General features: G+C 68.6%; 24 protein-coding genes and 3 pseudogenes. 18 read left to right on the forward strand and 9 right to left on the reverse strand.

Going from position 1 to position 25,921, the window contains the following annotated elements; translation table 11 throughout:
• Positions 1 to 526: 526 nt before the first annotated feature.
• Positions 527 to 1,435 carry an AfsR/SARP family transcriptional regulator gene (locus ACZ6CV_RS28465; protein WP_469253564.1) on the reverse strand — a complete coding sequence of 303 codons (909 nt, stop codon included), beginning with the start codon at positions 1,433 to 1,435 and terminating at the stop codon, positions 527 to 529.
• Positions 1,436 to 1,839: 404 nt separating this feature from the next.
• On the opposite strand from ACZ6CV_RS28465, the gene ACZ6CV_RS28470 reads away from it, so the two are divergent.
• Positions 1,840 to 2,652, forward strand: coding sequence for a class I SAM-dependent methyltransferase (locus ACZ6CV_RS28470; protein ID WP_469253934.1), 813 nt, complete (start codon positions 1,840 to 1,842; stop codon positions 2,650 to 2,652).
• A 177-nt stretch (positions 2,653 to 2,829) separates the two neighbouring features.
• On the forward strand, positions 2,830 to 3,138 hold the full coding sequence (locus ACZ6CV_RS28475) for a hypothetical protein (RefSeq protein ID WP_469253566.1): 309 nt from the start codon (positions 2,830 to 2,832) through the stop codon (positions 3,136 to 3,138).
• Between the two features lie 58 nt (positions 3,139 to 3,196).
• Here ACZ6CV_RS28475 and ACZ6CV_RS28480 read toward each other — a convergent pair whose 3' ends face one another.
• From ACZ6CV_RS28480 to ACZ6CV_RS28490, 3 genes are all read right to left on the reverse strand, one after another.
• Positions 3,197 to 3,805 (reverse strand): ScbR family autoregulator-binding transcription factor, encoded by a 609-nt coding sequence (locus ACZ6CV_RS28480; RefSeq protein ID WP_469253567.1) that lies wholly within the window; start codon positions 3,803 to 3,805, stop codon positions 3,197 to 3,199.
• A gap of 118 nt (positions 3,806 to 3,923) precedes the next feature.
• Complete coding sequence (locus ACZ6CV_RS28485) at positions 3,924 to 5,492, reverse strand: acyl-CoA carboxylase subunit beta (RefSeq protein WP_469253569.1); 1,569 nt, start codon at positions 5,490 to 5,492, stop codon at positions 3,924 to 3,926.
• 311 nt (positions 5,493 to 5,803) lie between these two features.
• A complete protein-coding gene (locus ACZ6CV_RS28490; RefSeq protein ID WP_469253935.1) occupies positions 5,804 to 6,763 on the reverse strand; it encodes a BtrH N-terminal domain-containing protein in 960 nt (319 codons plus the stop codon).
• Between the two features lie 114 nt (positions 6,764 to 6,877).
• On the opposite strand from ACZ6CV_RS28490, the gene ACZ6CV_RS28495 reads away from it, so the two are divergent.
• The 6 genes and pseudogenes from ACZ6CV_RS28495 to ACZ6CV_RS28520 all read left to right on the forward strand — a co-directional run.
• Positions 6,878 to 7,429, forward strand: coding sequence for an NUDIX hydrolase (locus tag ACZ6CV_RS28495; RefSeq protein WP_469253570.1), 552 nt, complete (start codon positions 6,878 to 6,880; stop codon positions 7,427 to 7,429).
• Between the two features lie 270 nt (positions 7,430 to 7,699).
• Positions 7,700 to 8,308, forward strand: a complete 609-nt coding sequence (locus ACZ6CV_RS28500) for an HPP family protein (protein WP_469253572.1) — start codon at positions 7,700 to 7,702, stop codon at positions 8,306 to 8,308.
• Between the two features lie 329 nt (positions 8,309 to 8,637).
• Entirely contained in the window at positions 8,638 to 8,910 is a 273-nt protein-coding gene (locus tag ACZ6CV_RS28505) for a hypothetical protein (protein ID WP_469253573.1), read from the forward strand.
• A gap of 366 nt (positions 8,911 to 9,276) precedes the next feature.
• The gene (locus tag ACZ6CV_RS28510; RefSeq protein WP_469253575.1) at positions 9,277 to 10,491 is read left to right on the forward strand and encodes an alanine--tRNA ligase-related protein; all 1,215 of its coding nucleotides are present in this window, start codon (positions 9,277 to 9,279) and stop codon (positions 10,489 to 10,491) included.
• A gap of 55 nt (positions 10,492 to 10,546) precedes the next feature.
• A pseudogene (locus ACZ6CV_RS28515) lies at positions 10,547 to 11,242 on the forward strand (amino acid kinase family protein); the annotation flags it as partial.
• Positions 11,243 to 11,254: 12 nt separating this feature from the next.
• Positions 11,255 to 11,662 (forward strand): annotated as a pseudogene (locus ACZ6CV_RS28520) (glutamine amidotransferase-related protein); the annotation flags it as partial.
• 345 nt (positions 11,663 to 12,007) lie between these two features.
• On the opposite strand, the gene ACZ6CV_RS28525 reads toward ACZ6CV_RS28520, so the two are convergent.
• Complete coding sequence (locus tag ACZ6CV_RS28525) at positions 12,008 to 12,892, reverse strand: immunity 49 family protein (RefSeq protein ID WP_469253577.1); 885 nt, start codon at positions 12,890 to 12,892, stop codon at positions 12,008 to 12,010.
• A gap of 528 nt (positions 12,893 to 13,420) precedes the next feature.
• Here ACZ6CV_RS28525 and ACZ6CV_RS28530 point away from each other — a divergent pair.
• Positions 13,421 to 13,858, forward strand: a pseudogene (locus ACZ6CV_RS28530) (RDD family protein); the annotation flags it as partial.
• Positions 13,859 to 13,927: 69 nt separating this feature from the next.
• Here ACZ6CV_RS28530 and ACZ6CV_RS28535 read toward each other — a convergent pair.
• Positions 13,928 to 14,611: an ABC transporter ATP-binding protein gene (locus tag ACZ6CV_RS28535; RefSeq protein WP_469253578.1), complete on the reverse strand. Its 684-nt coding sequence runs from the start codon at positions 14,609 to 14,611 to the stop codon at positions 13,928 to 13,930.
• The gene (locus tag ACZ6CV_RS28540; RefSeq protein WP_469253579.1) at positions 14,608 to 15,714 is read right to left on the reverse strand and encodes an ABC transporter permease; all 1,107 of its coding nucleotides are present in this window, start codon (positions 15,712 to 15,714) and stop codon (positions 14,608 to 14,610) included. Before ACZ6CV_RS28540 ends, ACZ6CV_RS28535 begins: the two co-directional genes overlap by 4 nt.
• A 201-nt stretch (positions 15,715 to 15,915) precedes the next feature.
• Between ACZ6CV_RS28540 and ACZ6CV_RS28545 the strand changes: the two genes are divergently transcribed.
• On the forward strand, positions 15,916 to 17,151 hold the full coding sequence (locus ACZ6CV_RS28545; protein ID WP_469253937.1) for a sensor histidine kinase: 1,236 nt from the start codon (positions 15,916 to 15,918) through the stop codon (positions 17,149 to 17,151).
• Complete coding sequence (locus ACZ6CV_RS28550; RefSeq protein ID WP_469253580.1) at positions 17,148 to 17,786, forward strand: response regulator; 639 nt, start codon at positions 17,148 to 17,150, stop codon at positions 17,784 to 17,786. Before ACZ6CV_RS28545 ends, ACZ6CV_RS28550 begins: the two co-directional genes overlap by 4 nt.
• Before the next feature lie 1,336 nt (positions 17,787 to 19,122).
• On the opposite strand, the gene ACZ6CV_RS28555 is transcribed toward ACZ6CV_RS28550, so the two are convergent.
• Positions 19,123 to 19,950, reverse strand: coding sequence for an alpha/beta fold hydrolase (locus ACZ6CV_RS28555; protein WP_469253582.1), 828 nt, complete (start codon positions 19,948 to 19,950; stop codon positions 19,123 to 19,125).
• Positions 19,951 to 20,042: 92 nt separating this feature from the next.
• Between ACZ6CV_RS28555 and ACZ6CV_RS28560 the strand changes: the two genes are divergently transcribed.
• From ACZ6CV_RS28560 to ACZ6CV_RS28585, 6 genes are all read left to right on the forward strand, one after another.
• On the forward strand, positions 20,043 to 20,471 hold the full coding sequence (locus ACZ6CV_RS28560; RefSeq protein ID WP_469253938.1) for a MarR family transcriptional regulator: 429 nt from the start codon (positions 20,043 to 20,045) through the stop codon (positions 20,469 to 20,471).
• Positions 20,472 to 21,411: 940 nt separating this feature from the next.
• A complete protein-coding gene (locus ACZ6CV_RS28565; protein WP_469253584.1) occupies positions 21,412 to 21,924 on the forward strand; it encodes a DUF6192 family protein in 513 nt (170 codons plus the stop codon).
• A 10-nt stretch (positions 21,925 to 21,934) separates the two neighbouring features.
• A complete protein-coding gene (locus tag ACZ6CV_RS28570; RefSeq protein WP_469253586.1) occupies positions 21,935 to 22,306 on the forward strand; it encodes a DUF6192 family protein in 372 nt (123 codons plus the stop codon).
• Positions 22,307 to 22,398: 92 nt separating this feature from the next.
• Positions 22,399 to 22,719: a hypothetical protein gene (locus ACZ6CV_RS28575; protein ID WP_469253588.1), complete on the forward strand. Its 321-nt coding sequence runs from the start codon at positions 22,399 to 22,401 to the stop codon at positions 22,717 to 22,719.
• Positions 22,720 to 22,731: 12 nt separating this feature from the next.
• Positions 22,732 to 23,637 (forward strand): IS5 family transposase, encoded by a 906-nt coding sequence (locus tag ACZ6CV_RS28580; protein WP_469253590.1) that lies wholly within the window; start codon positions 22,732 to 22,734, stop codon positions 23,635 to 23,637.
• A gap of 167 nt (positions 23,638 to 23,804) precedes the next feature.
• Positions 23,805 to 24,329, forward strand: a complete 525-nt coding sequence (locus ACZ6CV_RS28585) for a DinB family protein (protein ID WP_469253592.1) — start codon at positions 23,805 to 23,807, stop codon at positions 24,327 to 24,329.
• Positions 24,330 to 24,427: 98 nt separating this feature from the next.
• On the opposite strand, the gene ACZ6CV_RS28590 is transcribed toward ACZ6CV_RS28585, so the two are convergent.
• Positions 24,428 to 24,808, reverse strand: coding sequence for a winged helix-turn-helix transcriptional regulator (locus tag ACZ6CV_RS28590; RefSeq protein ID WP_469253594.1), 381 nt, complete (start codon positions 24,806 to 24,808; stop codon positions 24,428 to 24,430).
• A 98-nt stretch (positions 24,809 to 24,906) separates the two neighbouring features.
• Between ACZ6CV_RS28590 and ACZ6CV_RS28595 the strand changes: the two genes are divergently transcribed.
• On the forward strand, positions 24,907 to 25,836 hold the full coding sequence (locus ACZ6CV_RS28595; protein ID WP_469253940.1) for an NADP-dependent oxidoreductase: 930 nt from the start codon (positions 24,907 to 24,909) through the stop codon (positions 25,834 to 25,836).
• Positions 25,837 to 25,921 lie beyond the last annotated feature (85 nt).

A 25,921-nucleotide genomic window follows, 5' to 3' on the forward strand; every position in this document is an offset into this window, starting at 1 on the left:
CCGCTACGAACGCAAGCCCGAACACTTCCTCGCCTTCACCGCCATCTCGGCAACCCTCATATGCCACCGCCGAATCGCCAAATGAAATGGCGTCTAAAGGCACATCGACAGCACCGCCCCGCACCAGAACCCTGACGCCGGCCATCCGCCCCGCATTCGAAACGCCGTCCACCCCCAAACCCAGCCCCCTCCCCCAACCCGCGCCAGGCACGAGACAGACCCGGCTCAGCTAACAAACCGTCACCACGCCCTGCACGCCAGCACGTTAGACACGCGACACCAGGAACAAACAGCCTCAAACGACGACTACACGACCACCAGGGAAACATTGCCCCCCAACCACACCGCCCGGTCGGCGCGCGGGCCACTAAGCACACAACAAGTCGGAACGCACAAAGAGCAGGAGGCAGGGCAGCACAACCCGCCCCCAGCAAGACCACAAAAGGAGAAGCCCCTCAACAGACCGAAGAGCGCCCGCACCAGCCGCACCAGGAACCCTAAAAGCGCCAAAAGCACCAACCCCGCACTACCCCGCAGCAGCCAACGACCCCCCGCCTCGCCCCACCACGGCCCCCTCTCGCCCGGCCATCAGGATGGACCGCTGCAACCGCCGCAACCGGACCGAAGGCTCCAGTCCCAGATCGTCCACCAACCTCGCCCGCAACCGCTCGTACACATCCAGCGCCTCGCCACGTCGCCCCGACCGGTGCAACGCCAGCATGAACTGCGCATGCAAACTTTCATGCGTGCGATAGCCGTTCACCAACACCGTCAACTCCGCCAACAACTCCCGATGACGGCCCAGCCGCAAGTCCGCCTCGATCCGCCGGTCCAACGCACACAACCGGCTCTCCTCCAACCGCTTCGCCTCCACCTCCAACACCGGCCCACGCGACACATCGGCAAACGCCGCGCCCGACCACAGCCCCAACGCCCGCCGCAGCCAGCCCGCCGCGCCTGCGAAGTCACCCCCGTCCAAAGCCCGGTACCCCAAACCCGCCCACTCCTCGAACACCCCCACATCACACACCGCACCAACCTCGGCACCCTCACCGGCGCTTCCGCCTGCACCAGCCCCCGTACCAACTGCCGCGCCCGTACCGGCCGCCAACACGTAGCCACCCGGCACCGTCACCAGCACATCCTTCGCCCGACGCCGCCCCACCCCCGACCCCGAAGGCGACGAACCGCCGGCCTCACCCTCCAACGCCCCCGCGATCAACTCCCGCAACTGCAACACATACGTCTGCAACGTCGTCCGCGCACTCCGCGGCGGCGCCGAGCCCCACAGCTCCTCCACCAGAACCGACACCGGCACCAACTGCCCCACCCGCAGCGCCAACACCGCCAACACCTGCCGCGGCTTCGGCGCCGACGGCACCACCGATTTGCCTTCTACCCGCACCACCAGCCCGCCCAGCACCCCAATATCCACAACAACCCCCAAAAACAAAGATCAAAAAACCCGACCACAAAACCACGCCCAACCGCACCCAAAGTCAATTGGATCCCCCCACCCCCTGTCAATAGAAAACCGCACAGCTGGTTTCTACCCAGTCCCCACCCGCAACCGACCATCACACCACCCACGCACCAGCCCAACTGCCCACTAAAACAGCCACCTTTCGCTGTTTCTGCTCGGGGAACCCAATGGACCGCAAGAGCACACAAGCCGGACACATGGCGGCCACTGGCTGGCCACGCACACCCCTTTGGCTGGTCACGCACACCCCTGGCCCTCATCCGATCCCCTCGGAATCGATCACCTAGGCTGGCGCGGTGACTGGTGATCAGCAGGGTGAGCAGGAAGGTGAACAGGAGCAGGCGCAGCCCTCCGGAGTGTGGGCGACAGCCGTAGGGGTGGCCAGGGTGCGGGCGCTCGAGACCGAGCGGCAGGACGCACTGTTCCGCGACCCACTGGCCCAGGCCTTCGCCGCCGCCGGCGGCCTGTGGCCTTCCTCCCCGGCCCCCGACGACGAGGCAGCACGGCGCCGCCGGCTGGCCGTCTCGTACTCCATCGTCATCAGGACGAAGTTCCTCGACGACCTGTTGCAGCAGGCCTCCGCGGCCGGAGTCCGGCAGGTCGTGCTGCTCGGCGCCGGTATGGACAGCCGGGCCTTTCGCATCGACTGGCCCGACGGCACACGGCTGTTCGAGGTCGACACCGCCGCACCACTCGACTTCAAGGCTTCCGTGCTGCGCCAGGAGCGCGCCGTCGCCCGCTGTGAGCGGATCGCCGTCGCGGTGGACCTGCGCGAGGACTGGCCGGCCGCGCTCGCCGCCGCGGGGCACGACCCAACCGAGCCGACTGCGTGGATCGCCGAAGGACTGCTGATCTACCTGCCCGAGGACGCGGTGGAGCTACTGCTGGCCCGGATCAGCGCGCAGTCGGCGCCAGACAGCCGCATGGGTCTCACATTGGGCTCGCGCGGCGCGATCGAACGCTTCGGTACGGACGCCGCGCCGGGGTCGGCCGCCTCCATGTGGGTCTCGGAGATGCCCGACGACCCGGTGAGCTGGCTGGCCGGGCACGGCTGGGAGGCCGAGAGCCACACTTTGCGCGAGCGCGCTGCCGCCTACGGCCGTCCGTTCAGCAGCCCGCCCCAGGGCGAAGAGCGGCCCGGCGGCCTGATCTCGGCGATCCGCCGATAACCACCTCCGGGCGCGGGGTACTCGTTGCCCTGCTGCGGACCGGAACGCTCCGCTCCTGCGCACCGACATTCCCTCTCACCTCAGTAGAACGCTCTCTCGCCCGCGCCCCCGGCGACGGATTCGTGAGCAGTGACGTCGCCTTGCTCACCGTGGCGACGCCAGCCGATCATTTCGCCCATGCGACCTGACGTACAGACATTCATCGCTTGCGGCCCGCTCCCCGACTGGGACGCGAACGATGGAGAAATCGAAAGGCGCGTCCAGCAGCTCGACGCGATCCCCAAGCCGGTCACGGGAGAGGAAGCCGAGGCACTCGCCTCCTGCTTCGGTCCGGACGACTGCTACGGCGCCGCCTGGACGCTCCTGCACCTCATCGAAACCGGCCCGAATCCCGTGCTGACCACCCACCCAGGACCGGACGCCAACGAGTGGCATCAGCTGCTCTACGACCGAGCCGTACGCGCAGGGCTCATCCCGCGAAGTTGACGCATAACAAGGCGAGGTGTCTTGCGATCAGCCCCGGAGGGGAGTGTGGCCGCGTGCGTCAGGAAACCGCGGGTTCCTCGGGGTAAGGGGCGAGGCAAGGGAGCATCACGTCCCAGTACTGGGACAGCGCGTCCTGCGAGAGCCACTGGGACTCCTTCATGCCCAGCGCCGCGAGACCGACCGTGGCAGCTACGACAGCGGATGAAGCTCCGGCAGGCGAGACCCCGTCGGCCAGCGTCCCCTCGCGCCGCGCCGTGCCCAGCAGTGCCTCCACCCAGCCCTGCCAAGCACCACGCAGATCCAATGGTTCGGTCCGCCACGGAGCCGGGCCCACCAGTTGGAACCCCGCCCTCACCACCACGTCCTCCTCCAGGGCTCGCATCAGACCGTGCCCCGCCCCCACAAGTTGCCGCAACGCGCCTTCGTACTCTTCCCCGGCCTCCCGCGTGATCCGATGCAGAGCGACCAGCGCCGCCGCCTCCACCGCACGCGCCAGAGTCTGCTTGTTCGCGAAATGGAAGTGGAATGCTCCAGGCGTCACTCCCGCCCGCTTGCTGATGACACCGACCCGTGCCGACACGAACCCTTCCTCGGCGAACACCTCCGCCCCCGCGCGCATCACTAACTCCCGGGTACGCGCAGCCCGTTCCGCCCTCGACACCCACACCCCTCCCTGCCCGTCCGCCTTCGCTCTGGTCCGCTCGGTCCGCTTCGCTGGGCAGGAGCGCAACCCGAGGCGGGCACCGCGGTCCTGCCACACCCAGCCGTAGAACTTCCTCGGAGAACTACTGCGGCGGATTGCCGTGTTTACGAGCCGGCAAATCCGCATGCTTCGTACGCAACATCGCCAACGACCGGACGAGCACCTCACGCGTCGCGGCAGGATCGATGACATCGTCGACCAGCCCGCGCTCAGCCGCGTAATAGGGGTGCATCAGCTCCGCCCGGTACTCCTTCGCCACCCGCGCGCGCACCGCCTCCGGATCGTCGGCGGCCGCTATCTGCTTGCGGAAGATGACGTTCGCGGCCCCCTCCGCGCCCATCACGGCGATCTCGTTCGTCGGCCACGCGAAGGTCAGATCGGCACCGATCGACTGACTGTCCATCACGATGTACGCGCCGCCGTAGGCTTTGCGCAGCACCAGTGAGATCCGCGGCACGCTCGCGTTGCAGTACGCGTACAGCAACTTCGCACCGTGTCGAATGATGCCGCCGTGTTCCTGATCGACCCCCGGCAAGAATCCCGGCACGTCCAGCAGCGTGAGCAGGGGAATGTTGAAGGCATCGCAGAACTGCACGAAACGGGCTGCCTTTTCGGAGGCCTCGATGTCCAGCACACCGGCGAGCACGGCCGGCTGACTGGCCACGATCCCCACGGTCTGCCCGTCCAGCCGTGCGAGCGCACAGATGATGTTGCGCGCCCAGCGTTCATGGACCTCCAGGACCTCGCCGTCGTCGACGATCTCCTCGATCACCCGGTGCATGTCGTACGGCCGGTTGCCGTCCGCCGGGACCAGGTTGAGCAGCGCCCCTGTGGCACGGTCCGCCAGGTCCTCGGCCGGGACGGCCGGCGGGTTCTCCCGGTTGTTGGCCGGCAACATCGAGAGCAGATAACGGACCTCGGCCAGGCAGGTCTCCTCGTCGTCGTACGCGAAGTGGCACACGCCCGACGTCTCGGCGTGCACATCCGCGCCGCCGAGCCCGTTCTGGCTGATCTCCTCACCGGTCACCGCGCGGACCACATCGGGCCCGGTGATGAACATCTGCGAGGTGTCCCGGACCATGAACACGAAGTCCGTCAGCGCCGGCGAATAGGCGGCCCCGCCCGCGCACGGGCCGAGCATCACGCTGATCTGCGGGATGACCCCCGAGGCCCTGGTGTTGCGCTGGAAGATCCCGCCGTACCCGGCCAGCGCGCTGACACCCTCCTGGATACGGGCGCCCGCCCCGTCGTTGAGGGAGACCAGCGGCGCACCGGCCGCGATGGCCATGTCCATCACCTTGTGGATCTTCTCGGCGTGGGCCTCGCCGAGCGCGCCGCCGAAGATACGGAAGTCGTGGGCGTAGACGAAGACCGTACGGCCCTCCACCGTCCCCCACCCGGTGACCACCCCATCCGTGTGCGGCCGCCTCGCCTCCAATCCGAAACCGGTCGCCCGGTGCCGGCGCAACTGCCCCACCTCGTTGAACGACCCCGGATCCAGCAGCAACTCGATCCGCTCGCGCACCGTCAACTTGCCCTTGGCGCGCTGCGCCCGAGTCGCCTCCTCCCCCGGCCCTGCTACCGCTCGCGCCCGGACGGCGACCAGTTCCGCCACCCGCCCCCGCACCCCACCCAACTCAGCCCCCGCCACAGCGTCCCCCTAGCCCAGCCGATTCGTACGCCAACCATCGGCCGCCTACCTAAAAAGAGACTCGGATGCCCCTGGAACCCCCGCAGAAACGGGAGCTTGAATCCCCTATCGAACGGGTCCAGCGATACGCATCCTTCAAAACCGGCACGCCGGTTTCATAAGCCCCCGGTCCTCTCCTTCACCTCGGCACCGGAAACGACCGGCCAGGGCCAGCCGGACTTGGGTGCTGAAGCGCCTCCCCGGCGCCGATAACGGCCGACGGCCGACGGCCGACGGCCGACGGCTGACAATGAGGCCATCAGCTCGCTCGCTCAGAGCCTGCAGAGCGCCCGCATCGCATCGCGTTCGATACGCGAGAGTTCACGGAGGAGAGATCCCGCCTGCGCCAAGTCCACCACGATGTGTTCCGCGACCTGCGTCCACAGGTCGGCGGCCTCCGCGTACTGCCTGTGGCCAGTACGCAGATGACTGCTGTCCACCAACTGCCCGCACTCCGCGAGAAAGTCCCGATAGAGGTTCCGGAACAGGGCCCCGCCCGTGCCCGCCTTCTCCATCAGGACAGCGGCCCGCGGCAAATCCTCCGCCGGATTGCCGCTCCGCTCCAACCACTTCGGAACTTGTTTGGCCGCCTTCTCGATTCCCCTGTATCCCAGATTCGCGATAGGCGGATTCAGGAAGGCCTCGGCGCAGGACTTGATGGCGGGAATGATCCGTTCCTGCGGTGACGTCAGGGTGCCGGGCACCGCGATGGTGAACGAACGGTGCCTTGCCGCCATGGGGCCGCGCTCCGCCCTCGCACTGGCCAGGGCGCCCAGGCTGGTCGAGACGGCTCCGCCCTGCGGGGCGGTGTCCACCAGGTAGGCGTCCTGGTCGTCGTAGCCGTACATGGCCACGACATGGCCGGCGAAGTGCACCTTGGTGCTGAAGTAGTCCAAGTAGTAGCTGTCGAGCTGCAGGCCGACCGGTCGACCGGCGTCGATGGGCGCCACCACGTTCTGCCACGCCTTCCGCGCGGACATCGTCTCCGCGACCACCAGGTCGAGCCCGAGTTCGGCCGCCAGGTTCCTGGTGAGCTCGAACGGCTTGACCCGGCCTCCCAGGAACGGGAAGTCCATCGCCTTGCTGTCCCAGTAGATGAAGGACAGCCCTGAGCCGAGTCCGAACAGCATGGGCTCGGACAAGTCGATGCCCTCATGTCGCAACAACACGCCCAGCGCTGTCGTCTCACAGTGCTGCATGCCGCGGACATCGAGGTCCTTCACCATGGCCATGCCGTTCATTCTTCCTTCCTCCCGATGCGGTGCCGTCACACATCGAGCAACTGCTCCTTTCTTGATCTCTTGATCTCTTGAGCGATATATCGAGGAACGCATAGCGTCAGAACGGTGGAGACAACGCAACCGCACCGCCCCGCCGCCCGGGTCATCTGCCTGGACGCCGCCCACCGCCTGCTTCTGCTGCGCTGGCGGGACCCGTTCGACGGGACGTGGGTCTGGGAACCGCCCGGTGGCGGCATCGAGCCCGGCGAGACGCCGCTGGTGGCGGCGCGGCGTGAACTGGCCGAGGAGACCGGGCTTGATCCCGACGCCGTACTGGATCGGTCGGTCCTCGTCGACCGCGACCTGCGGTGGAACGGCAAGCGGCATATCGGGACAGAACACTTCTTCGTCGCTCGGTTCGCCGAGGAGCAGCCGCCCCTTACGCGGACCGGGTTGCTCCCTGACGAGCTGGCCAGCCTGGACACGTACGCCTGGGTCGTGTGGCCGGAACTCGGCTCCCTGCCGGACCCGGTGGAGCCGCCGCAGTTGCTGACCGTGCTCGACACCTTGGTGCCGGACGGTCCCTGGCGCCCCGCAGGCCCTGGCACCAGGCGGTCCCTGGCGTCCGGCGGTCCCGCACCGGACAGTCCCGCATCGGACGGCCACCGGCGCCGCTGATCTGAAACGCCAGCGCCACGCCGACGGTTGAGGTTCTCAGGCCGCTTCGAACCTCGGCCGGAACCCCACCTTCGGAGCGCAGCAAGACCCTGACCTGCAGCGACTCAAGGGCATCTCCTAGAATTGGTGGCGAGTACGCGGATATCCCGACCCCCGGACCGCCGCCGATGCCCACGTTCCCTGCCGACCGCGAGGGAAGCCGGGCCGAATCCTGTCCCCCCCGCCTTCGCCGTCCGGGTCTCCCGTCGGCCCTGCCCTGGAACCACTGTCTTGAGCACCGACGAAATCACCGAGACCCCGGCCTCACCCACCGGCTCCCGCGTCCTCACCGGCCCCCATCCCCTCCCCTCGGCCCCCTCCCCTATCCACACCCGCCCCCGGATCCGCACCCGCCTCGCCGGTCGCGCGCCCGCTCCTCCCTCGCCGGGCGCCGTCGCGCACAACATCAGCGCGGCCACCGCCGTCCTGCTGGCCCTCGTCGCCATAGGCTCCTTCATTCACGAGCCCGTGCTAATACCTCCGCTCGCCGCGTCCGCCGCGATCATTCACGGCGCGCCGAGGTTGCCGCTGGCCCAGCCGCGCAGCGTGATCGTCGGACATCTGCTGTGTGCCGCCGTCGGGTACGCGGTTCTCGCCGTCTCCGGCAGTACGTCCTGGGCCGCCGCGATGGCCGCCGGGATCAGCCTCGCCGTGATGACCGTGGCGCGTACCCCGCACTCGCCCGCCTGCGCGACCTCGGTCGTCATCGTCCTCAATACTCCGCACCCCGCGACCTTCGTCCCCCTGCTCGTGGGCTCCAGCGTGCTGCTCGTCCTCGCGGGCTGGGCCGCGTCCTGCGCGCGCCCCGGCGCACCGCGCTACCCCGTCTACTGGTGGTGACGAGGTCCACTGGTGGTGAGAAGGCGGCTGCCCCACCCGCCGAGCGCGGCAAGACGATGACCGAGCGGTTCGGTGCCGTGCCTGGGCCCGTCGAGGTCGCATGGCACCCTCATGCCGTCGCCACCGCCACCTCGGAGTTCGCCGGCGAGATGGTCACGTGGAACACGGTGGACGAGGGTCTCAAGACGTTCGCGCGCATGGCCGTCGCGACCCAGGTGGGTTGCAGCTGGTGTGGTGAGCCCGTCGGAACAGCGGGCCGTGGTCGAACGCCTCATGGCCGCGCTGCGCACCGGGCAGATACAGGAGCTCATGGAGGTCATGGCACCTGAGTGGTCCTGGTCGCCGACGGTGGCGGGCTCGCGCACGCCGCTCTGGTGCCGGTCCGCGGGGCCGAGGTGGTGGCGGCGTCCCTCGCCCGCCCCGGCCGGACCGTGTCACTCGTCGCGCTCAACGGCGCGCCTGCGGGGCGAACCGAGTTCGACGGCCGGGTGGCCGCGGTGAGCCTCGTGGATGAGAACGGGCGGGTCACCCGGATCTATGCGGTGTCGAACCCAGGCAAGCTGCTGACGCGTCTGAACGTGCCGGCGGAACTCGCCCGCTAGGCCCGATTGGGTGTTGGGGGGGGCGGTACAGAGCGTCCGGCCCCGCCCCTCCTCAGGTCCCCGCTCCCGCTCCCCCTCCCCCTCCCCCTCCCCCTCCAGAAAATCATGTGACTCGGTGGACCGAGCGCGTTACCGTCGGAGGCATGAACGTCATCGGCCGACGCCTCCCGTGGAGGCTCACCCGCTTCACCGCAGCCGCGCGAGCGACCAGCTCGCCGGTTGCCGCCGCCTGACGTCTTTCTCTCTCCATCGGCGACCGGAAACGGCCCGCCGATGATCCCGTGGCCCCTCACCTGCCGCGATTTCCTGTTCGTGCGGACCGTTGTCCGGCGCCTTCCCCGCTCGTATGCGTGAAGGAGCCACACCATGAACACCGACCCCACCGTGCCCACCGTGGGCACCACACCCACCGTGAGCACCGAGGACGTCGTCCGCACGTTCGTCGAGTACTTCGAGGAGCGCGGGCATCGGCGCATCACCGGGTCCACCCTGATGCCACCGTCCGGCGACGACTCCGTGCTCTTCACCACCTCGGGCATGCACCCCCTCACCCCGTACTTGGAGGGACGACCGCACCCGCTCGGCCGGCGGCTGGTCAACGTGCAGCGCTGTCTCCGTACCACCGACCTGGAGGAAGTAGGCGACCCCACCCATCTCACCGTCTTCGAGATGCTCGGCAGCTGGTCGTTGGGCGACTACGAGGGGCCGCAGAGCCTTCGCTGGGGCTACGACCTCCTCACGGACGGCTTCGGCGTCGATCCACGGATGATCCACGCCACGGTCTTCGGCGGTGACGACCGGGTCGGCCCTGACACCTCCTCCCTGGAGGTCTGGGGAGAGGTCGGGGTTCCGGTGGAGCTGACCGTCGAGGACAACTGGTGGGACAACGGCCCGACGGGACCGTGCGGTCCTGATTCGGAGATCTTTCTGTGGACAGGCGACACTCCGCCGCGGTCGACGCCCACCCAGGACGACCGTTGGGTGGAGGTCTGGAACCACGTGACCATGCGCTTCCGCAGGCTCGACGACGGTTCGCTCGTACCGCTGCCACAGCGCAACGTCGACACCGGCATGGGTCTGGAGCGGCTGGTCTCGCTGATCCAGGGCACGTCGTCGGTGTTCGAGTCCGACGTCTTCGCCCTCTGGCGTCTGCTCGTACCGGGACTGTGGGAGGTGGACGACACGTCGCAGCGGATCGTCTCCGATCACCTGCGGTCGGCCGTCGTCGTGATCGGTGACGGGGTCCGTCCGGGCAACACAGGTCGTGGCTACGTGCTGCGTCGGCTGATGCGGCGACTTCTCACCGTCCTGTGGCGCGAGGACCCCACCCGCACCGTCGGAGACCTGCCGGATCAGTTGATCCGGCGCACCCTCGATCACTTCCGGCAGGGCATGGACCCCATGGCCGTACGCGAGATCCTGCTCGAGGAAGAGCAGCGGTTCCGTCGGCTCCTGGAACGCGGCCGCCAGATCCTGACCCGCCCCCGGTTCCAAGGCCCGTTCGACGAGGAGGACTTGCACTACCTCCACGACACGCATGGCCTGCCGCGCGACCTCGTCCTGAGCCTTCGACCGGAGTGAGGAAACAAATACCCTCGATGAACTCTGGTGGGACGCTCTCGCCGGGCACGCGAGACGGCGTCCGCTGATCCTCGTCCACGGTTGGTCCCGTCCGCTGCGGCGACTTGATCCCCGGCACGAAAGCCCGGGCGCGATGTTGCGCGACCGCTATGGCAACCAGAGCCGTTGGACCACGCCCGAGGTCCTCAACGACATCAACACCGTCAGCTCGGCGCTGGGTGCGGACATCCTCGCGCGGCTCACGAAACGCGAGGTGACCGCGGACCATCTGCTCGGCAGCGACGGGCTGATCAGCGCCGGGCCGGGCGAACGTCTGTGGTGGCAGGGGAACCGGCTCGTGGAGAGGGAGAACCTCGTCGGTCCACCGACGGGCGTGAACACGGGTCTCCTGGAGCGGGCGCGTCCGGGCCACGTCTGTGTCGTCACCCCGCTGGCGCGCAACACGGTCGGTCGAGAGGTCAATACCGATGCCGACCGGGCGGCGGCTGCCATCGCCGGGGCGGTCGGCGCACAGGTCCTGGTACTCCTCACCGACGTCCCCCATCTGCGTGTCGATGGCAGCCCGGTGCGGCACATCACCCGAGAGGCCGCGATCCGTCTTCGGGACACCGTCGCCACGGGCGGGATGAGGAAGAAGCTGCGTGCCGCGAGCGAAGCGCTGGATCGGCGCGTCCCACGCGTCGTCATCGGCAACGACACGGTCACGGCGCTGCTCGCCACCCGTACGGGAACCCTCGTCACCAGAGCCTGAGGAGGCGGACACGTGCCACGGCCGCACGTCCTGGTCGTCGACAACGGTACGTTGTCGCTTCCTCAACTCTGCGCGCTGCTGGACGACTTGGGGGCCAGCACGACGGCTGTCGATACGGCATCCGTGCCGTCCCGGCTCGCGGGCCGCCCCCAGGCCGTCGTACTCAGCGGAACGAAGGTACGCGCCCACGACCTCGGCCACTACATGCGCCTCCTCGACCTCCTCGACTCCCTCGCGAACACGGACGTCCCGGTCCTCGGAATCTGCGGAGGCATGCAACTCCTCGCCGTCGCCGCCGGTGGCCGTCTCTGCCCTGGGCCGCAGCGGGTCGGGCGCAGCGACGTCCAAGTCGACACCGACGAACCGCTCTTCGCCCACGTACGCCCGACCGTCCCACTCTTCCAACGGCCCACCCTCTACTTGCGCGAGGCCCCGCAGCGGTTCCGGGTGATCGGCCGGTCCGCGCAAGCGCCCGTGGAATTTCTGCGTTCGCAACGGCCGCGTCATGGGCTCCCAGTCCCACCTGGAATTCCGCCCCCATGGCCGGGAGATCCTGCGGGGGTTCACGGACTTCTTTCGGTGAATTACAGGTACCGGGACGGGCGCCGAAGAACAGCGCCCGTCCCGGTACCGATCAAGCCCTCTGCGCGGCCTCGGCATGCCTGCACACGAGGGCACGGTTGCGCTTTGGCCGTTCCGACAGCGATCTTGCCGACGCCTTTGGTGGGGTCAAGGCCGGAAGTGCGGTGGTGCCACGCGTCCGGATCAGGTGTCGATCTCGTCCACCCAGGCGTAATTCAGCACCGCCTTCGGCAGGTATTCGGAGTCGACCTCGATGGGGAAGCCCTTGTCCCGCGCCAGGCAGGCGATGGCCAGCGGGCCGAGAGCCACGTAGCCTTCGCTGCTCATGGCACGGTCGTCGTCCCCGCTCCAGTAGGACTTGTGCCACCTGATCGCGTCCGTGAGCGCCTCGTTGAATTGAGCGTGGTCCCCGCGCAAGTAGCGGTGGAAGAGAATGACCGGCGGATAGAGGACCATCGACATCTGTTCCTGGTCGACGCACCGTGCCGAGTCCGAGCCGGTGCCGTCCGCGGCGGCGGCCAAGTGGGTGCTCACATCCTCCTGACCCAGCCAGAAGCGCTGGAGAGTCTCGACCCAGAAGTAGATGTACGCGTCGAACGTCGCACCCGACTCACGCAGCAGAGAGACCGGCACGCGAGCGAGTTTGGTCAGCCGCTCGTTCTCACGGCAGATCATCGCAAGGTAGAAGGCCTGAACCCAGGAATGGGCGTTCACATGCGGCTGAGGGCCGGTGGCGGGAAGATGCCATTCCTTCTCCTTGATCCTGCACGTCACGGTGCTGCCCGCAGGCGCGGTGGCCATGGCGAACTGGGCGGAACCCAGCTGCATGGCGGTGACCCACGCTTCCCAGGTCTCGAACTCCTCGGCGTCCGGGTCGACCTCGCAGCGAGCCTCGGCGACGGTGAGCGTCACGTCCAACGCCTCTTCGCGGGAGAGCTCCGACCGCTCGATGCGCTCCAGCATCCGGTTAGCGGTCCCAGTAATGGCCTTCAGGCCCGCGGCTACGTTGATATCGGTCTCGACGTCGATGCTCGACGGGTAGCCATGGCGGGGAATGCGCGTCACCACAGGTTCTCTTCTCCTATCAAATGCCGAAGTACTCCAGCTTCGCACCGGCATAGGTGCCTCGGTTCTCCGAGGCTCCACCATGACCAGCGATGGGGACCTGGTACACGTGGCCCGGCTACGTGCGGGCCGGGCCACGGCAGACGCACCTCGGGCCTGAAGGGCTGTCAGAATGTGCAGTCGCCTGCTCCCCCCTGGAGCACCCCGGCGAGCACCTGTGTAGCGTGTGACCGGAAGGTGACGTTGTGTCACACGTGCATGCTGGCCAGGAGTTATGAAGTGACCTACCCGTATCCGCCACCCCCGGAAAGTACGCCCCAGGGGCCGTATGGCTATCCCGCAGCACAGCCGATACCTGAGGCTTCGCAGCAGCACCACAACCCGCAGTACCCGCAACATCCCCAGTACCCCCAGGGGCAGCACCCGCAGTACCCGCAGTATCCCTACCCTCAGTCTCCTCACCCCCAGCACACGCCCTACCCGCAGTACCCGTACTCACAGGACCCGGGGTACACGCCTTACGCGGGGTGGGGTCAGCGGGCAGGAGCGTTCCTCCTGGACTGCGTGATCAACTTCGGGCCGCTGTGGCTGCTCATGCAGGCCGCTGACGAGATCGGAGATGGCAACACCGGTGAGGGCCCGGCCCTTTACGTGAGCTGGTTGGGCATCGCCTACATGATCGGCGCCTGCATCGTGCAAGCGGTCCGTGAGGGCCGTACCGGGCAGAGTGCGGGCAAAACAGTCCTCGGCATTGTCGTTGTCCGAGCGTCTGACGGGCACCCGCCCGGCGGGCCCCTGGCCTTCGCCCGCCGACTCTGCCAGTTCCTCAACTTCCCGGCGCTGTGCCTGGGTTGGCTGTGGGCGAGCTGGGACCCCAAGGCGCAGACATTCGCCGACAAGCTCACTGGCGCCGTGGTCATCAGCGCCGACGCCGCAGTCGCACCGCATCCTGCTGCCGCCGGTTGGTGAGAGCTCCGGGGAGAGCGGGGGCGGCCACCGGCTGATCTCACGGGCGTGCCGGCCACCGCGAGCGGGCCCTCACCCGTTCCTGGACGGAATGCCCAACCGTCCGTCATGGACCTCCGCGACCTGGTCGACCGCCGTGAGGTGGGCGCGGTCGTGGGTGACCAGGACCGTTGCGGTGGCCCGCTGGCGGGTCAGGCGGGTGATGAGGTCCAGGACCGCGGCGCCGCGTTCGTGGTCGAGGGCGCTGGTGGGCTCGTCGATCAGGAGGACGGTGGGGTCGTTCATCAGAGCGCGAGCGATGTTGACGCGCTGGCGCTGGCCGCCGGAGAGCTGGTGGGGGCGGCGATGGGCCTGATCGGCGAGGCCGACCGCGTCCAGGAGTTCCATCGCGCGGGTGCGGGCGGAGCGGGGTTTACGGCCGTCGATCTGGGCCATGACCTGAAGTTGTTCGGCGGCGGTGAGGGAGGGAAGCAGGTTGGGCTGCTGGAAGACGATGCCGATCTTGTGGCGGCGCAGCTCGGTCAGTTCGCCGCGGGCGAGCCCGGTGGTGCGCTGACCGTCGATGGTGACGGTGCCGGTGTCGGGGCTGATCAGGGTGGCGGCCACCGCGAGGAGGCTGGACTTTCCGGAACCGGAGGGGCCCACCACAGCCGTCAGGCTGCCCTTGGCAACCTCCAGAGTGACCTGGTCGAGAGCGGTCAGACGGGTTTCGCCGTCGGGGTAGGTGAGGGTGATGCCGGTCAGGTTCAGGCTCATCGGGCGCTCCCCAGAGCGGTCAGCGGGTCGACGGAGGTGATGCGACGGATGGACAGGGCGGCCCCGAGCGCGCCGAGAAGGATGATCACCGCGGCCGGGACCAGGACGGTGGCGGGGGTCAGGAGGAACGGCACTGCGGAGCCGGATACGAGTGCGCCGAAAGCCGCGGCGATGCCCGTGCCGATCAGGGTGCCGCCGACGAGCAGGACGACCGCCTGGCCGAGCGCGTCCGCAAGCAAGTTGGCGGTAGAGGCGCCGAGGGCCTTGAGGACGGCGACGTCACCGCTGCGCTGAATGGTCCAGACGGTGAAGAACGCCCCGATGACCAGGGCGGAGATGGCGAAGAGGAAGCCGCGCATCAGTTGCAGGGAGCCGTTCTCGGAGGCGTAGGAGCCGATCGCGGACAGCGAGTCGTCGATGGAGACCGTCTTGGTGCCGGCCCGGTGGTCAGTGACCGCCGTATCGGCTTCGGAGGTGGTGCTCAAGGCGATGACGGTCGCGGTCGCGGTCGCGGTCGCGGTCGGACCGTCGTCGTTGCCGACGGGTGGGGCGGTCTCGCGCCAGGTGTCCAGACTGGTCCAGATCACCGGGGTGTGGCTGTAGTGGGCATCGCCCCGGACGGCGGCCACCGTCAGTCGCCGGCCCGCCAGGGTGAGGGAGTCTCCGGCCTGTACGCCGAGGTCGTCGGCGGCCGTGGTGGACAGCACCGCCGTACCGTTGGTGATCCTGTCGCTGTCCGGGGCGAGGCGGGAGCCGGGCTCGACGCCGAAGACCGAGACCCCGATGCTCGTGTCCGTCGCGGTGGCCCTGGTCGTGGTGATCCCCAGTGGTTCAGCGCTTTCGACACCGGGCGCTTCGGACCACTTCCTCCACTGCGCCTGCGTGACGGTGGAACGGGAGTACGACAGGTCCTGACCGCCGCCAGGATCCTGGAAGGCGATCTTGTCGGCGGGCAGGGACGTGATCGCGGAGATGTTCTGCCGGCCCAGTCCGGCCGTCAGCCCGGACAGCAGCCCGACCAACAGGGTGATCAGCACGATGACGGCCCCCATCAGGGCGAAGCGCCCCTTGGCGAACTTCAGGTCTCTCCAGGCGACGAACACGGCCTCGGCCTGTCCTTTCCGGCGGTGGGAAGCGGTGAGCGGTATGCCTCCACCGTCGCCGCCGGCCCCGCGTGCGCGCGTCTGGCGCAGGAGAGCTCTTGGCGGGCCGAAGGGCGGAACCCGGTTGCTAACTTTCGATGGAGGCGCCGCCGGCGTCGGCTTTCGTAACCTGGGACGCACTGTGAACAACGCCGCCCCGCCCTGACCCCGACCACGCGGACCCTGGCCTGGTGCCTGCACCTGCTGATCATCGGCCTGCTGGCCCTGGCCGTCGCCCGAGCCCCGGCAGCCGACCAAACCGTGGCCACCGGCCAAGCCGGGGCCGACGACCACCCCCACGCCGGATGGATCATCGCCACGGCAGCCGTGTGCGTTCTGGTGTACGCGGCCGGGCCCACGCTGCCGCCCGTACGCCGCTCACAGCGGGCCGCCGGACTGTGGCTGGGCATGGTGGGCGCCTGCTGGCTGGTGCTGCTGGCCCTGTCCCCCGACGCGGTGTGGGTGGCCTTCCCGCTCTACTTCCTCCAGCTGCACCTGCTGCCCCGCCGCACCGCACTGGCAGCCGTGGCCGTCACCGCCGCCGCGGCCATCGCGGGCTTCGCCGCCCACCAGCACTCCTTCAGCCCCGCCATGGCCATCGGCCCCGCCCTCGGCGCCGCCGTGGCCGTCGCGGTGGTGTGGGGCTATCAGGCCCTGTACCGGGAGAGCGAACACCGCCGCCGACTGATCGAGGAACTCACCGCCACCCGCGCCGACCTGGCCGCCGCCCAGCACACCGCGGGCGTACTGGCCGAACGCGACCGTCTGGCGCGCGAAATCCACGACACCACCGCGCAGGGCCTGGCCAGCATCCAGTTGCTGCTGCGCGCCGCCGATCGAGCACTGCCCCACGCCCCGGAGAACGCGGCCCGCTACGTCGGCCAGGCCCGGCAGGCCGCCGTCGACAACCTCGCCGAGGCCCGCCGCTTCGTCGCCGCCCTCACCCCGCCCACGCTGGAAGGCACCACCCTGGCCCGCGCCCTGGAGCGCCTGTGCTCCACCACGTCCGCCCGGCACGGGATCACCGCACGCTTCCGTCTCACCGGCGCCCCCGCCCCGCTCCCCACAGCGCACGAGGTCGCACTGCTGCGCATCGCCCAGTCCGCCCTGGCGAACACCGTCCAGCACGCAGGGGCCACCGCCGTCGCAGTCACTCTCGGCTGTCTCGACGAGTACGTCGCCCTCGATGTCGTCGACGACGGACGAGGCTTCGACCCGGCCCTCCTGCCCACCCCCGACCCCGAGACCGGCGGCTTCGGGCTGGCCGCGATGCGCGCCCGCGCCCAGGCCCTCGGCGGCACCCTCACCGTCGAGTCCGACCCCGGCCACGGCACCGCCCTGGCCGTCCAGTTGCCCTGCACCCCCCAGGCCGGCACCGAGCCCGAGGAGCGCCCGTGACCGACGACGCACCCATCCGTCTGCTCCTGGCCGACGACCACCCGGTCGTACGGGCCGGACTGCGCGCCGTGCTGGAAACCGAGCCCGGCCTCGTCGTCGTGGCCGAAGCCGCCACCGCCGAGGACGCCGTCAGCCGCGCCGCCGAAGGTGACATCGACGTCGTCCTGATGGACCTGCAGTTCGGCAAGGGCATGGGCGGCGCCGAGGCCACCGCCCGGATCACCGCGCGGCCCGGAGCCCCCCGCGTACTGATCGTCACGACTTACGACTCCGATGCCGACACCCTGCCCTCCATCGAGGCCGGCGCCACGGGTTATCTCCTCAAGGACGCCCCGCCCGAGGAACTGGCCGCTGCCGTACGTACGGCGGCGGCAGGCCGCACCACCCTCGCGCCCACCGTCGCCGACCGGCTGATGAACCGGCTCCGCTCTCCCGGCGCCGCCCTGACTCGGCGCGAGACCGAAGTTCTCACCCTGGTCGCCGAGGGCCTGTCCAACCAGGCCATCGGCGCACGCCTCCACCTGACCGAGGGCACGGTCAAATCCCACCTCGCCCGCATGTACGCGAAACTAGACGTCGACTCCCGCACCGCCGCCGTCGCCACGGCCACGGCCCTCGGTCTCATCCGGCGTTGAGCGGGGCGCACGCCACCTTGAGCCGCCCGGGAGGGGTGGGGCACCATCGCGTCTCACTCACTGCAGCCAGTCGTCCGGAGCGAGGCGTTGTGGGGCTACGTGGGACTGGGCACCCGTCCCCGATGTCGGTCGGTTTGAGTTGGTGGATCGTTACCCAAGCTGCTCGCTCGGTCAGTTCTTGAGCCCACTCTCCGAGATCGTCTCCGGCATCGTGGAAGAACCACGAGTCGAAGCTGCCGAGGGCCTACAGGGTGGGTGCGAGTCCGTATCTGAGCTCGCAGTGGACCTGCACGTAATGGTCGTGCTCACCGTCGCTGTCGGAGAACTCGGACTGCCACCGGCCGTGATCACGATCGAGGCGAGAACCAATAAATGGGCCGGGGAGGTCAGCCCCAGGACCAAACGGAGCGGCGCCGAGGGGTCACGCGGAGGCCGGCCCTCCCTTCAGTTCTGGGGGCGCGTGTCACGGGGATTCTCCGGTGCCGCTGGGGCGACCGGAGGCAGCGGCGGCGCTGGAGGGTAGTGCGGTCGTGGTGGCGTCCTGGGGACGGCTGGACGGGCCAGTGGAGGTGGGGGTGGAGGTTTTGAGGGCAGGCGCTGTGGATGTCGGGCAGGCCGTGGCATCGGGGTAGCGGGCGGTTCACCCGGCGGTGGCGGCGCGGGCGGCTGCGTGGCCGGCAGCAGCGGCCCTCCCGCGCGCAACCGCTCCATTGACAGGTCGGCGCGGCGACGAGCCTGCGGGCCGTCATCACGTTCGGCGTCGAACCGGACCCGGCCGTAACCCAGGTTCTGTGTCCCGCGCAGCCGGTAGCCGAGTGCGTGTGCGATCTCCTCGATCCTGTCTCGCTGATGTTGCGATGGGCGATGCACGACGAAGTCGATGCGGCCCCGGCCGTCGAATTTCGCGCGTATCTGCTCCTCGTCCACGTGTCCTTCCCTCCCTGCAGACCGGTCTGCGCCGCTCCGTTGCATGACCGGCGGCGGCCACCGGCACCCCACGCATGGGCCGTGCTGCCCGCGGACGCTGCACGTGGTCACGTGTATACGCGACGGGCAGGTGAGATCTCGGTTCCCTCCTGCGCTTGCCGTGCCCAAGCAGCAACTCGGCGACCCCCGGGGCTGCCCCAGTTCCGGCCGCTCGCACTCAGCTCCGCGCACTCGGCGCACAACTCCTCAGGAACGCTCCCTGTGGTGTCTTTCTACCTACGACGCACCCTGGCTGCGGGCCCTGTTGCCCGGCCCGTCTCTCGTCTTGGAGGCGGGCCGGATTGTTTAGCTGTGCGGTCTAGTGAGCCCTCGGCTGGGACTCTGCCCGGATGGGTCGGCGGCCTTTTCGTCACTGCAGGAAGGTCAGCAACCGGGAGTTCAACTCGTCCGGTGCGGTGGAAGGCAGGGAGTGGTGGGTGGCGCCGCCGAGCACGTGCACCTCGGCCTGTGGGAGTTCGCGGCGGGCCCTGGCCGCCACCCGGTCGGCGTGGTGGGTGCGGCTGAGCTGAGCGAGCAGAACCAGCACCGGCATGCGCAGGTGGGCGGTGTTGGGGCGACCGCCAGTGACGATTTTGCGGCCGGGGACGGTGCCGGCCGCCGCGTAAAGGCGCTGCCAGGTCTCGTCCAGCGAGGCACCGCTCGTTTCCCAGGCCAAGAAGGCCCGGGCGCGGGACTCACTGGGGCGGATGAGGGTGGGCAGGGCGCGCAGCAGGTAGCCGGGGCGGAAGCCGGCGAAAACCTGGGTGGGGTCGATGAGGGCGAGGCGGTCGGTGCGCTGCGGTGCGTGCAGGGCGTACGTGGCGGCCAACCAGGCGCCGTAGGAGTGGCCGCACAGGTGGGTGCGGTCGAGGCCGAGTTGGTCCAGGAGTGCGTCCAGCCAAGCCGTCAGGTCGGCGGCGCTCCTCAGTGCGACGCCCTGGTGTCGGGTGCGGCCGGCGTCCCCCAGGAGGTCGACGGCGTACACCCGGTAGCGCTCGCCGAGGGCGGGCACGTTGGCGAACCAGACCAGGCCGGTGGCCGATCCACCGGGCAGCAGCACCAGGGGCTGGCCGTTCTCGGGTCCGTACACGTGCACCCGGGTGGGTCCGTACAGAGTGTCGACATCCCGCTCCTGGGTCGTGGCGGGCCACCGGGCGCGCAGGTCCTCATAGGCACGGTCGAAAGCGGACACCGGCACAGACCTTCCCCTCGCTCAACGAGAATCTTGCTGAGCGAGATAATATGCATGGAACCCAAGGAGTGTGCGTGAACGACGATCAGAACCCCGCCATGGGGCTAGTGCACCTGCTGCGCGCGGTGACGGTGGAATTCGACCTGCTCGGCACCGAGTTCGCCGCCCGCCATGACCTGCACACCACCGACGTACGCGCACTGATCCACCTGCTCGACGCCACCCGGCAGGGCGTCCGCGCCACCCCCGGCTGGCTCGGCGAGCAACTGAGCCTCAACTCCGCCGGAACCACCGCCCTCATCGACCGCCTGGAGCGACTCGCGCTGATCCGGCGCACCAGGGATACCGCCGACCGGCGCCGCGTGCTCCTGACCGTGGAGGAGAAGGCACATGAACTCGGCTGGGCCTTCTTCGGGCCGGTGATCAGCGAAGTGACCACCATCGCCGAGGGCTTCGACGCAGATGAGCTGGAGACGGTGCGGCGTTTCCTGACAGCGGTCCTGCAGTCCACACGGCGAGCCATGTGAAGGGTCATCAGCTCGGCTGACTCCGCAGTGCGGAGGGAGGGTTGAGCGAGTTACCGTCTGCGCCGCCGACCAGTAGCGCCAATCCGGGCCTCACACGACCATCGAGCAGTCCCTAGGTCGGCGGCGAGCAAGGTGACGAGGGGTGGGCTACATCTGTCCGCCGCACTGCCGATAGTCCAGCGCGATCCGCTGGGTGCCCATCGCCGGAAAGGAAGGGCGCCACTGGAGGCGTGCTGATCATGGATGCCGTACTGGAGACCTACGGCGTCACCGACTTCGCTCTCCGGCCCCCTCGCCGGCCCGCCCGCAGACCACCTACTGGCCCTGTCTGGCGCACTGTCTGAGCAAGAGTTCGGCACAGCAATGGCAGTTCTGACCAGCTACAACCTGGACGTTCATGAGACCGAGGCCAACGGTCCCCGCGAAGCCTCGGAGCGTACAAACCGACTGCCGAGGACTGAGGGGGTCGCCGCTACCGGCGGACCGAGGATCCGGGACACCGACACCGGCGCCACCGTGTCGCTCGTGGTCGTCGTCAGGACCCCCGATGTGACAGATCATCCAACGCCCAACGCATCGAGAGCCTGCTGACCGAGCGCGGCCGGGCCGTTACCGAGTAGCGACCGAGAGGATACCCAGTGCCCTCTCGGGAGCCTCAGAAGCCGTGTCACATCCACTGGAGTGACGGAAGTTGAGGTATCGGTCGGGTTCGGTCGTTGGGGAGGCAGGTGCGGACTGTTGCCTGGGAGGCGGATCATGTGTCCGGTGGGGCGTTCTCCGGTCGTTGCTGGTGATCTGGACTAGCTGGAGCGGACCGTGCCAGTAATGGCGGGACGGAGTTCGTGTCGTCGGCGATGTGCCGCATCTTCGTCCCGCCCGTGGGTGGTGATCCGCCGTGCCCGAGATCGGGAACGTTGCCGTAAGCCGCTACCACGAGTTGGTGGCCTCTTCGCTCCGCCAAGTTGAAGTCCACTCCAGCGTCCAGTGGGCCGTCGGTGATGCCGCGCTGGAGATCGAACCGCTGCGCGGTTGGGGTGGTCATCTGCGGGTTCCCGACGAGGGACAGAGCGTGGAGGAAGCCCTGAAGTGCTTCGCGGAAGACGTGGGTCCGTCGGCGGCGACGGTGCGGACCTACCGCTGGGCCGCCGCGAAGTGTCCCGCCGAGCAGTGGGTGGCCGGGGTCTCCTGGGAGGTCCACAAGATCCTTGCCTCGGCCGAGGACCCGTTCAAGGTGATCGCGCACCCGCCGCTGAACGAGCGCACCGGGCGCCGGGCCTGGGACGGCGACGCCGCGAAACGCGCGGTGGGCTGGAAGACCTCCACGCCCATCACCGTGCAGGAGAAGGTCGAAGCCGCCGCCGACCTCGTTCAGGACGAGGCGGCGGCCTGCCAAGTTGTGGCTGCCCTGCTCAAGCGCCACGAGGTGGCCTTCGTGGCCATGCCGGGACGCTGACGACCGCTACATGGTCAACGAGATCCAGTTCGAGCAGGCCGACGAAGACGACGACCTCGACGAGGAATTCCGCGACGTCTACCCCGCGACGGCGAAGACGGCGGTGAGGACGAACGGGTTCCACGACCCGGCCACGATCGTGCACGGGTGGCACCGGCAGGTGGAGTTCGCCGATCTGCTGGCCGTCTGCCAGGGCTTCATCGCCGGCGCCGCCCGGCTGGTGCCCAAGCTGCGCGGGCAGGAGTTCAACGAGCGCCAGCACGCGCAGGTCGGAACCACCCTGGAGAAGCTGCTGGCGACGGACGACTGGATCGAGACCGCGGTCACAGCCGGCCGCACTGATTTGGACGAGGCCCTCGCTCAACTGTTTCGAGGCCAGTAGCTAGGGGGCGGGGAATGCCCGCCCATAACCATGGTGAGGCGGTACGCAAGGCGCTGAGAGAGGCCCGGCCGGCGGGGGTCAGCCTGGCCCAATTGTGCCGATCGGCCAAGCGCACACCCTCCCAGGTCTGGGCCGGTATCAAGTTCCTGCGCAAGGTCGCCGCCAAGGAAGGACTCCCGCCGGTGACGCACTCGCGCTCCGAAGGGTTCCAGCTGTCGGAGGACCCGGAGGTCTGGGTGGCCTACGAACGGGCGATCTTCACCACCGAACTCCACCGGATCACCAATGTCATCACCGGCATCATCGCCCCGCACGCCAAGCGCGAGCCGACGGACGAGTGGGTCCGCCTGGTCCTGGAACAGCTCGGCGGGGTCAAGGCCACCCTCGAAGTTCTCATCCGCAGGGAACGATAGGACTCAACTGACGTGCGAGAACACAGCTATCCGTCCGACATGAGTGATGCGGAGTGGCTGCTCATCGAGCCCCTGCTCCCGCCACCATCCTGCACCCTGCCGACCGGCGGAAGGCCGGAGAAGCACAACCGGCGCGCTGTGATCAATGCGATCCGCTACGTCAATCGGACTGGCTGCCAGTGGCGTGCGGTCCCCTTCGACTACGCCGTGCCTTGGCGCACGGCCTACCGGTGGTTTCAGAAGTGGCACGCGGCCGGGGTCACCGCCCGGATCTGCACCGAGCTGCACGAACAAGTCCGCCTGCGGGAGAGCAAGAATCCACGGTCAGTGACCGTGGTGGTCGACTCTCAGACCCGTAAGGCCGGCACCACCGTTCCCAGAACGACGTCGGGTTACGACGCGGGGAAGAAGGCGACGGGCAGGAAGCGCCACCTGTGCGTGGACACGCGCGGCCTGCCGGTGATGATGATGGTCACCCCCACTAACGTCCACGACGCCCATGCGGCCCGCGACTTCCTCTTCCGACTTCGTCTGGCCCCCTCCGAAGTCATCCTCGTCTGGGCCGACTCCGCATACGGCGGTGAGCTCGTCACCTGGGCCAAGGACCGGCTCCATCTCACCCTCAAGGCCGTCAACCGGCCCAAGACCAAAGGCTTCGTCTTGTTACCCAAGCGCCGGGTGGTTGAAAGATCCATTTCGTGGATCATGAGATCCCGCTGCAACTGCCGCGACTACGAAACGCTGCCTCAACATGCAGAAGCGCACCTAGCTTGGCGCCTCATGGCCTTGATGACCCGCCGCCTCACCAAACCCGTGGCTACCTGGCGTGAGCCTAAGCTCCCGCCACCCCCACCGGCCTCACCCCTACGGGTCCGTCTCCATCCCTGGACCGTCCGGCTCGCCCAGGCACCCCTGTGACCGGTCGGACTACACAGCCAGCCTCCGCATCAGCGCGTCCCGGAGGTCCAGCCTGCACCACTTGCCAGCCCTGTTGACGTGATGATCGCTGACCGACTGGCCGCATTGTCAGTGGCCGCTGTTACGTTCCGCACGACAGGAGCAGATTCGGACAGGGAGGCGCGCGGATGGATCCAGAGGTCAGCACGGCAACCAGGCACGTCCCTCAGCAAGGAGGCGAGAAGGAAAGCCTGCACGTTGCCCTCCACCGGCACCGGGACGTTGTCCTGTGGAAGCTGGAAGGGCTGGATGAGGAACAGGCCCGGCGACCGATGACCCCCTCAGGAACGAGCCTTCTCGGCTTGGTGAAGCATCTGGCGGCAGTGGAGTACGGCTGGTTCTGCGAGACATTCGGACGCGAGACAGAACCACTGTGGTTCGACCCGGAATCGGAAGACATGACAGTCGCCGATGACGAGACCGCCGAGCGCATCGTCGCGTTCTATAGGCGTGCCCGCTCTGCGGCCGACCATGCGATCGCCGAGACCGGACTCGAGGAAACGGGCACGGCCTGGGGCGGGCGCCAGGTGACGATGCGCTGGGTGCTCATTCACATGCTGGAAGAGACGGCCCGACACGCGGGGCACCTAGACATCGTGAGAGAGCTGATCGATGGAGAAGCGGGGGACCACCGGGAGTACGCGAATCTCTAAGTGACCACGTGGCAACCTGCGGGCTATTCTTGGAAAGCTCAGGAGCAGCCCGTTCTGACGAGCAGGAACTACTCACAGCGAAGATGTGACACGGCTTCTCAGTCGCAATGGGCGACCGGCTCGGGATCGGCGTCGAGCGCATCGAGCACTGCGTCGCCGTTCGCCCTCGCCCACTCGGTCAGCATGTGGATCGGGTCGATCAGCGTCGCTCCGAGCGGGGTGAGCTCGTACTCGACGCGGGGTGGCGCCTCGGCGTAGGCGTGGCGGTGGATGAGTCCGTGCGCCTCGAGCCGTCGGAGCGTCTGGGTCAGCATCTTGCGGGAGATGCCGCCGATCAGCTCGATCAGATCGCCATGGCGCACCGGGCCCTTGCTGAGGCCGTAGAGCACGACCACCGTCCACTTGTCGGCGATCAGCTCCACCGCCAGACGCGCCGGGCAGTCGGCGAGAAAGGGATCACCGGGACCGAAACCGCTCATGGCGCCGAAGGTACCTGCGCCACAGGTACCTGATGGTTCCTATCGGAAACATAGCCTGGCTTCTCTCCCCCTCCAGAGCCAGGAGAGTCATGCGAGCCATGCGAGTCATCACCCAGCAGACGCTCGGCTGTCCCGAGGTGCTCACCATCGTGGAGGCGCCCGAGCCTCAGCCCCTCCCGACCGAGGTTCTCGTCCGCGTCAAGGCGATCGGGCTGAACCCGCTGGAACCGCGCCTGCGCGCCGGCGAGTTCCCGCTGCTCGGCCGGCCACCGTTCGTCCTCGGCTGGGACATCAGCGGTGTGGTCGAGGAAGGGCCGCAGACGTGGCGGTTCAGGCCCGGCGACGAGGTGTTCGGGATGCCGCTGTTCCCGCGGGCGGCGAACGCGTACGCCGAGGTCGTGTCGGCGCCGGCGTTGCACCTGGCGCGCAAGCCGGCGTCGCTCTCGCACGTCGAGGCGTCGGCGCTGCCGCTCGTCGGGCTGACGGCGTGGCAGGGCCTCGTCGACCTCGGCGGCGTGACCAAGGGCGACCGCGTCCTGGTCCATGGAGGTGGCGGCGGGATCGGCCACGTCGCGATCCAGATCGCGAAAGCGCTCGGCGCGCACGTGGTCACTACGGCGAGTGGGAGCAAGCGGGAGTTCGTCGAAGGGGTCGGCGCCGACGAGGTGATCGACTACACGGCGGTCGACTTCACCGAGGCGGTCCGCGACATCGACGTCGTGCTCGACACGATCGGCGGCGACACCGTCGAGCGGTCGCTCGAAGTGCTCCGCCCAGGCGGTCACCTGGTGACGGCGGTCGCCGAGGAAGATGCGAGGCTCATCACGAAGTTCGAGTCGGCCGGCATGCGCTTCAGCGGCATCGCGGTCGACCCCGATCCCGTCGGCCTGCGAGGTCTCGTCGAACTCGTCGAACAGGGCAGGCTTCGGGTCCACGTGCAGGACACCTTCCCGTTCGAGCGCGTCGCCGACGCGCACCGGCTGCTCGAGAGCGGTCACCTCCAAGGCAAGCTCGTCCTCACCGTCTGATCCCGTCGTGGGGCATGTGATCCCGTGGTGGGGCATGGCGTGAGCGAAGCCCCACTGAGAAAGCCCCACTGAGACCCGTGCCTGA

Source organism: Streptomyces sp. NPDC041713 (assembly GCF_055591085.1).

Bases quoted from the DNA above. Each gene is read 5' to 3' on its own strand.
- ACZ6CV_RS28590 (WP_469253594.1), bottom strand. From the start codon at position 24,808: ATGAGCGGTTTCGGTCCCGGTGATCCCTTTCTCGCCGACTGCCCGGCG.
- ACZ6CV_RS28570 (WP_469253586.1), top strand. From the start codon at position 21,935: ATGGTCAACGAGATCCAGTTCGAGCAGGCCGACGAAGACGACGACCTC.
- ACZ6CV_RS28510 (WP_469253575.1), top strand. From the start codon at position 9,277: ATGAACACCGACCCCACCGTGCCCACCGTGGGCACCACACCCACCGTG.
- ACZ6CV_RS28560 (WP_469253938.1), top strand. From the start codon at position 20,043: ATGGGGCTAGTGCACCTGCTGCGCGCGGTGACGGTGGAATTCGACCTG.
- ACZ6CV_RS28490 (WP_469253935.1), bottom strand. From the start codon at position 6,763: ATGGCCATGGTGAAGGACCTCGATGTCCGCGGCATGCAGCACTGTGAG.
- ACZ6CV_RS28595 (WP_469253940.1), top strand. From the start codon at position 24,907: ATGCGAGTCATCACCCAGCAGACGCTCGGCTGTCCCGAGGTGCTCACC.
- ACZ6CV_RS28535 (WP_469253578.1), bottom strand. From the start codon at position 14,611: ATGAGCCTGAACCTGACCGGCATCACCCTCACCTACCCCGACGGCGAA.
- ACZ6CV_RS28585 (WP_469253592.1), top strand. From the start codon at position 23,805: ATGGATCCAGAGGTCAGCACGGCAACCAGGCACGTCCCTCAGCAAGGA.
- ACZ6CV_RS28475 (WP_469253566.1), top strand. From the start codon at position 2,830: ATGCGACCTGACGTACAGACATTCATCGCTTGCGGCCCGCTCCCCGAC.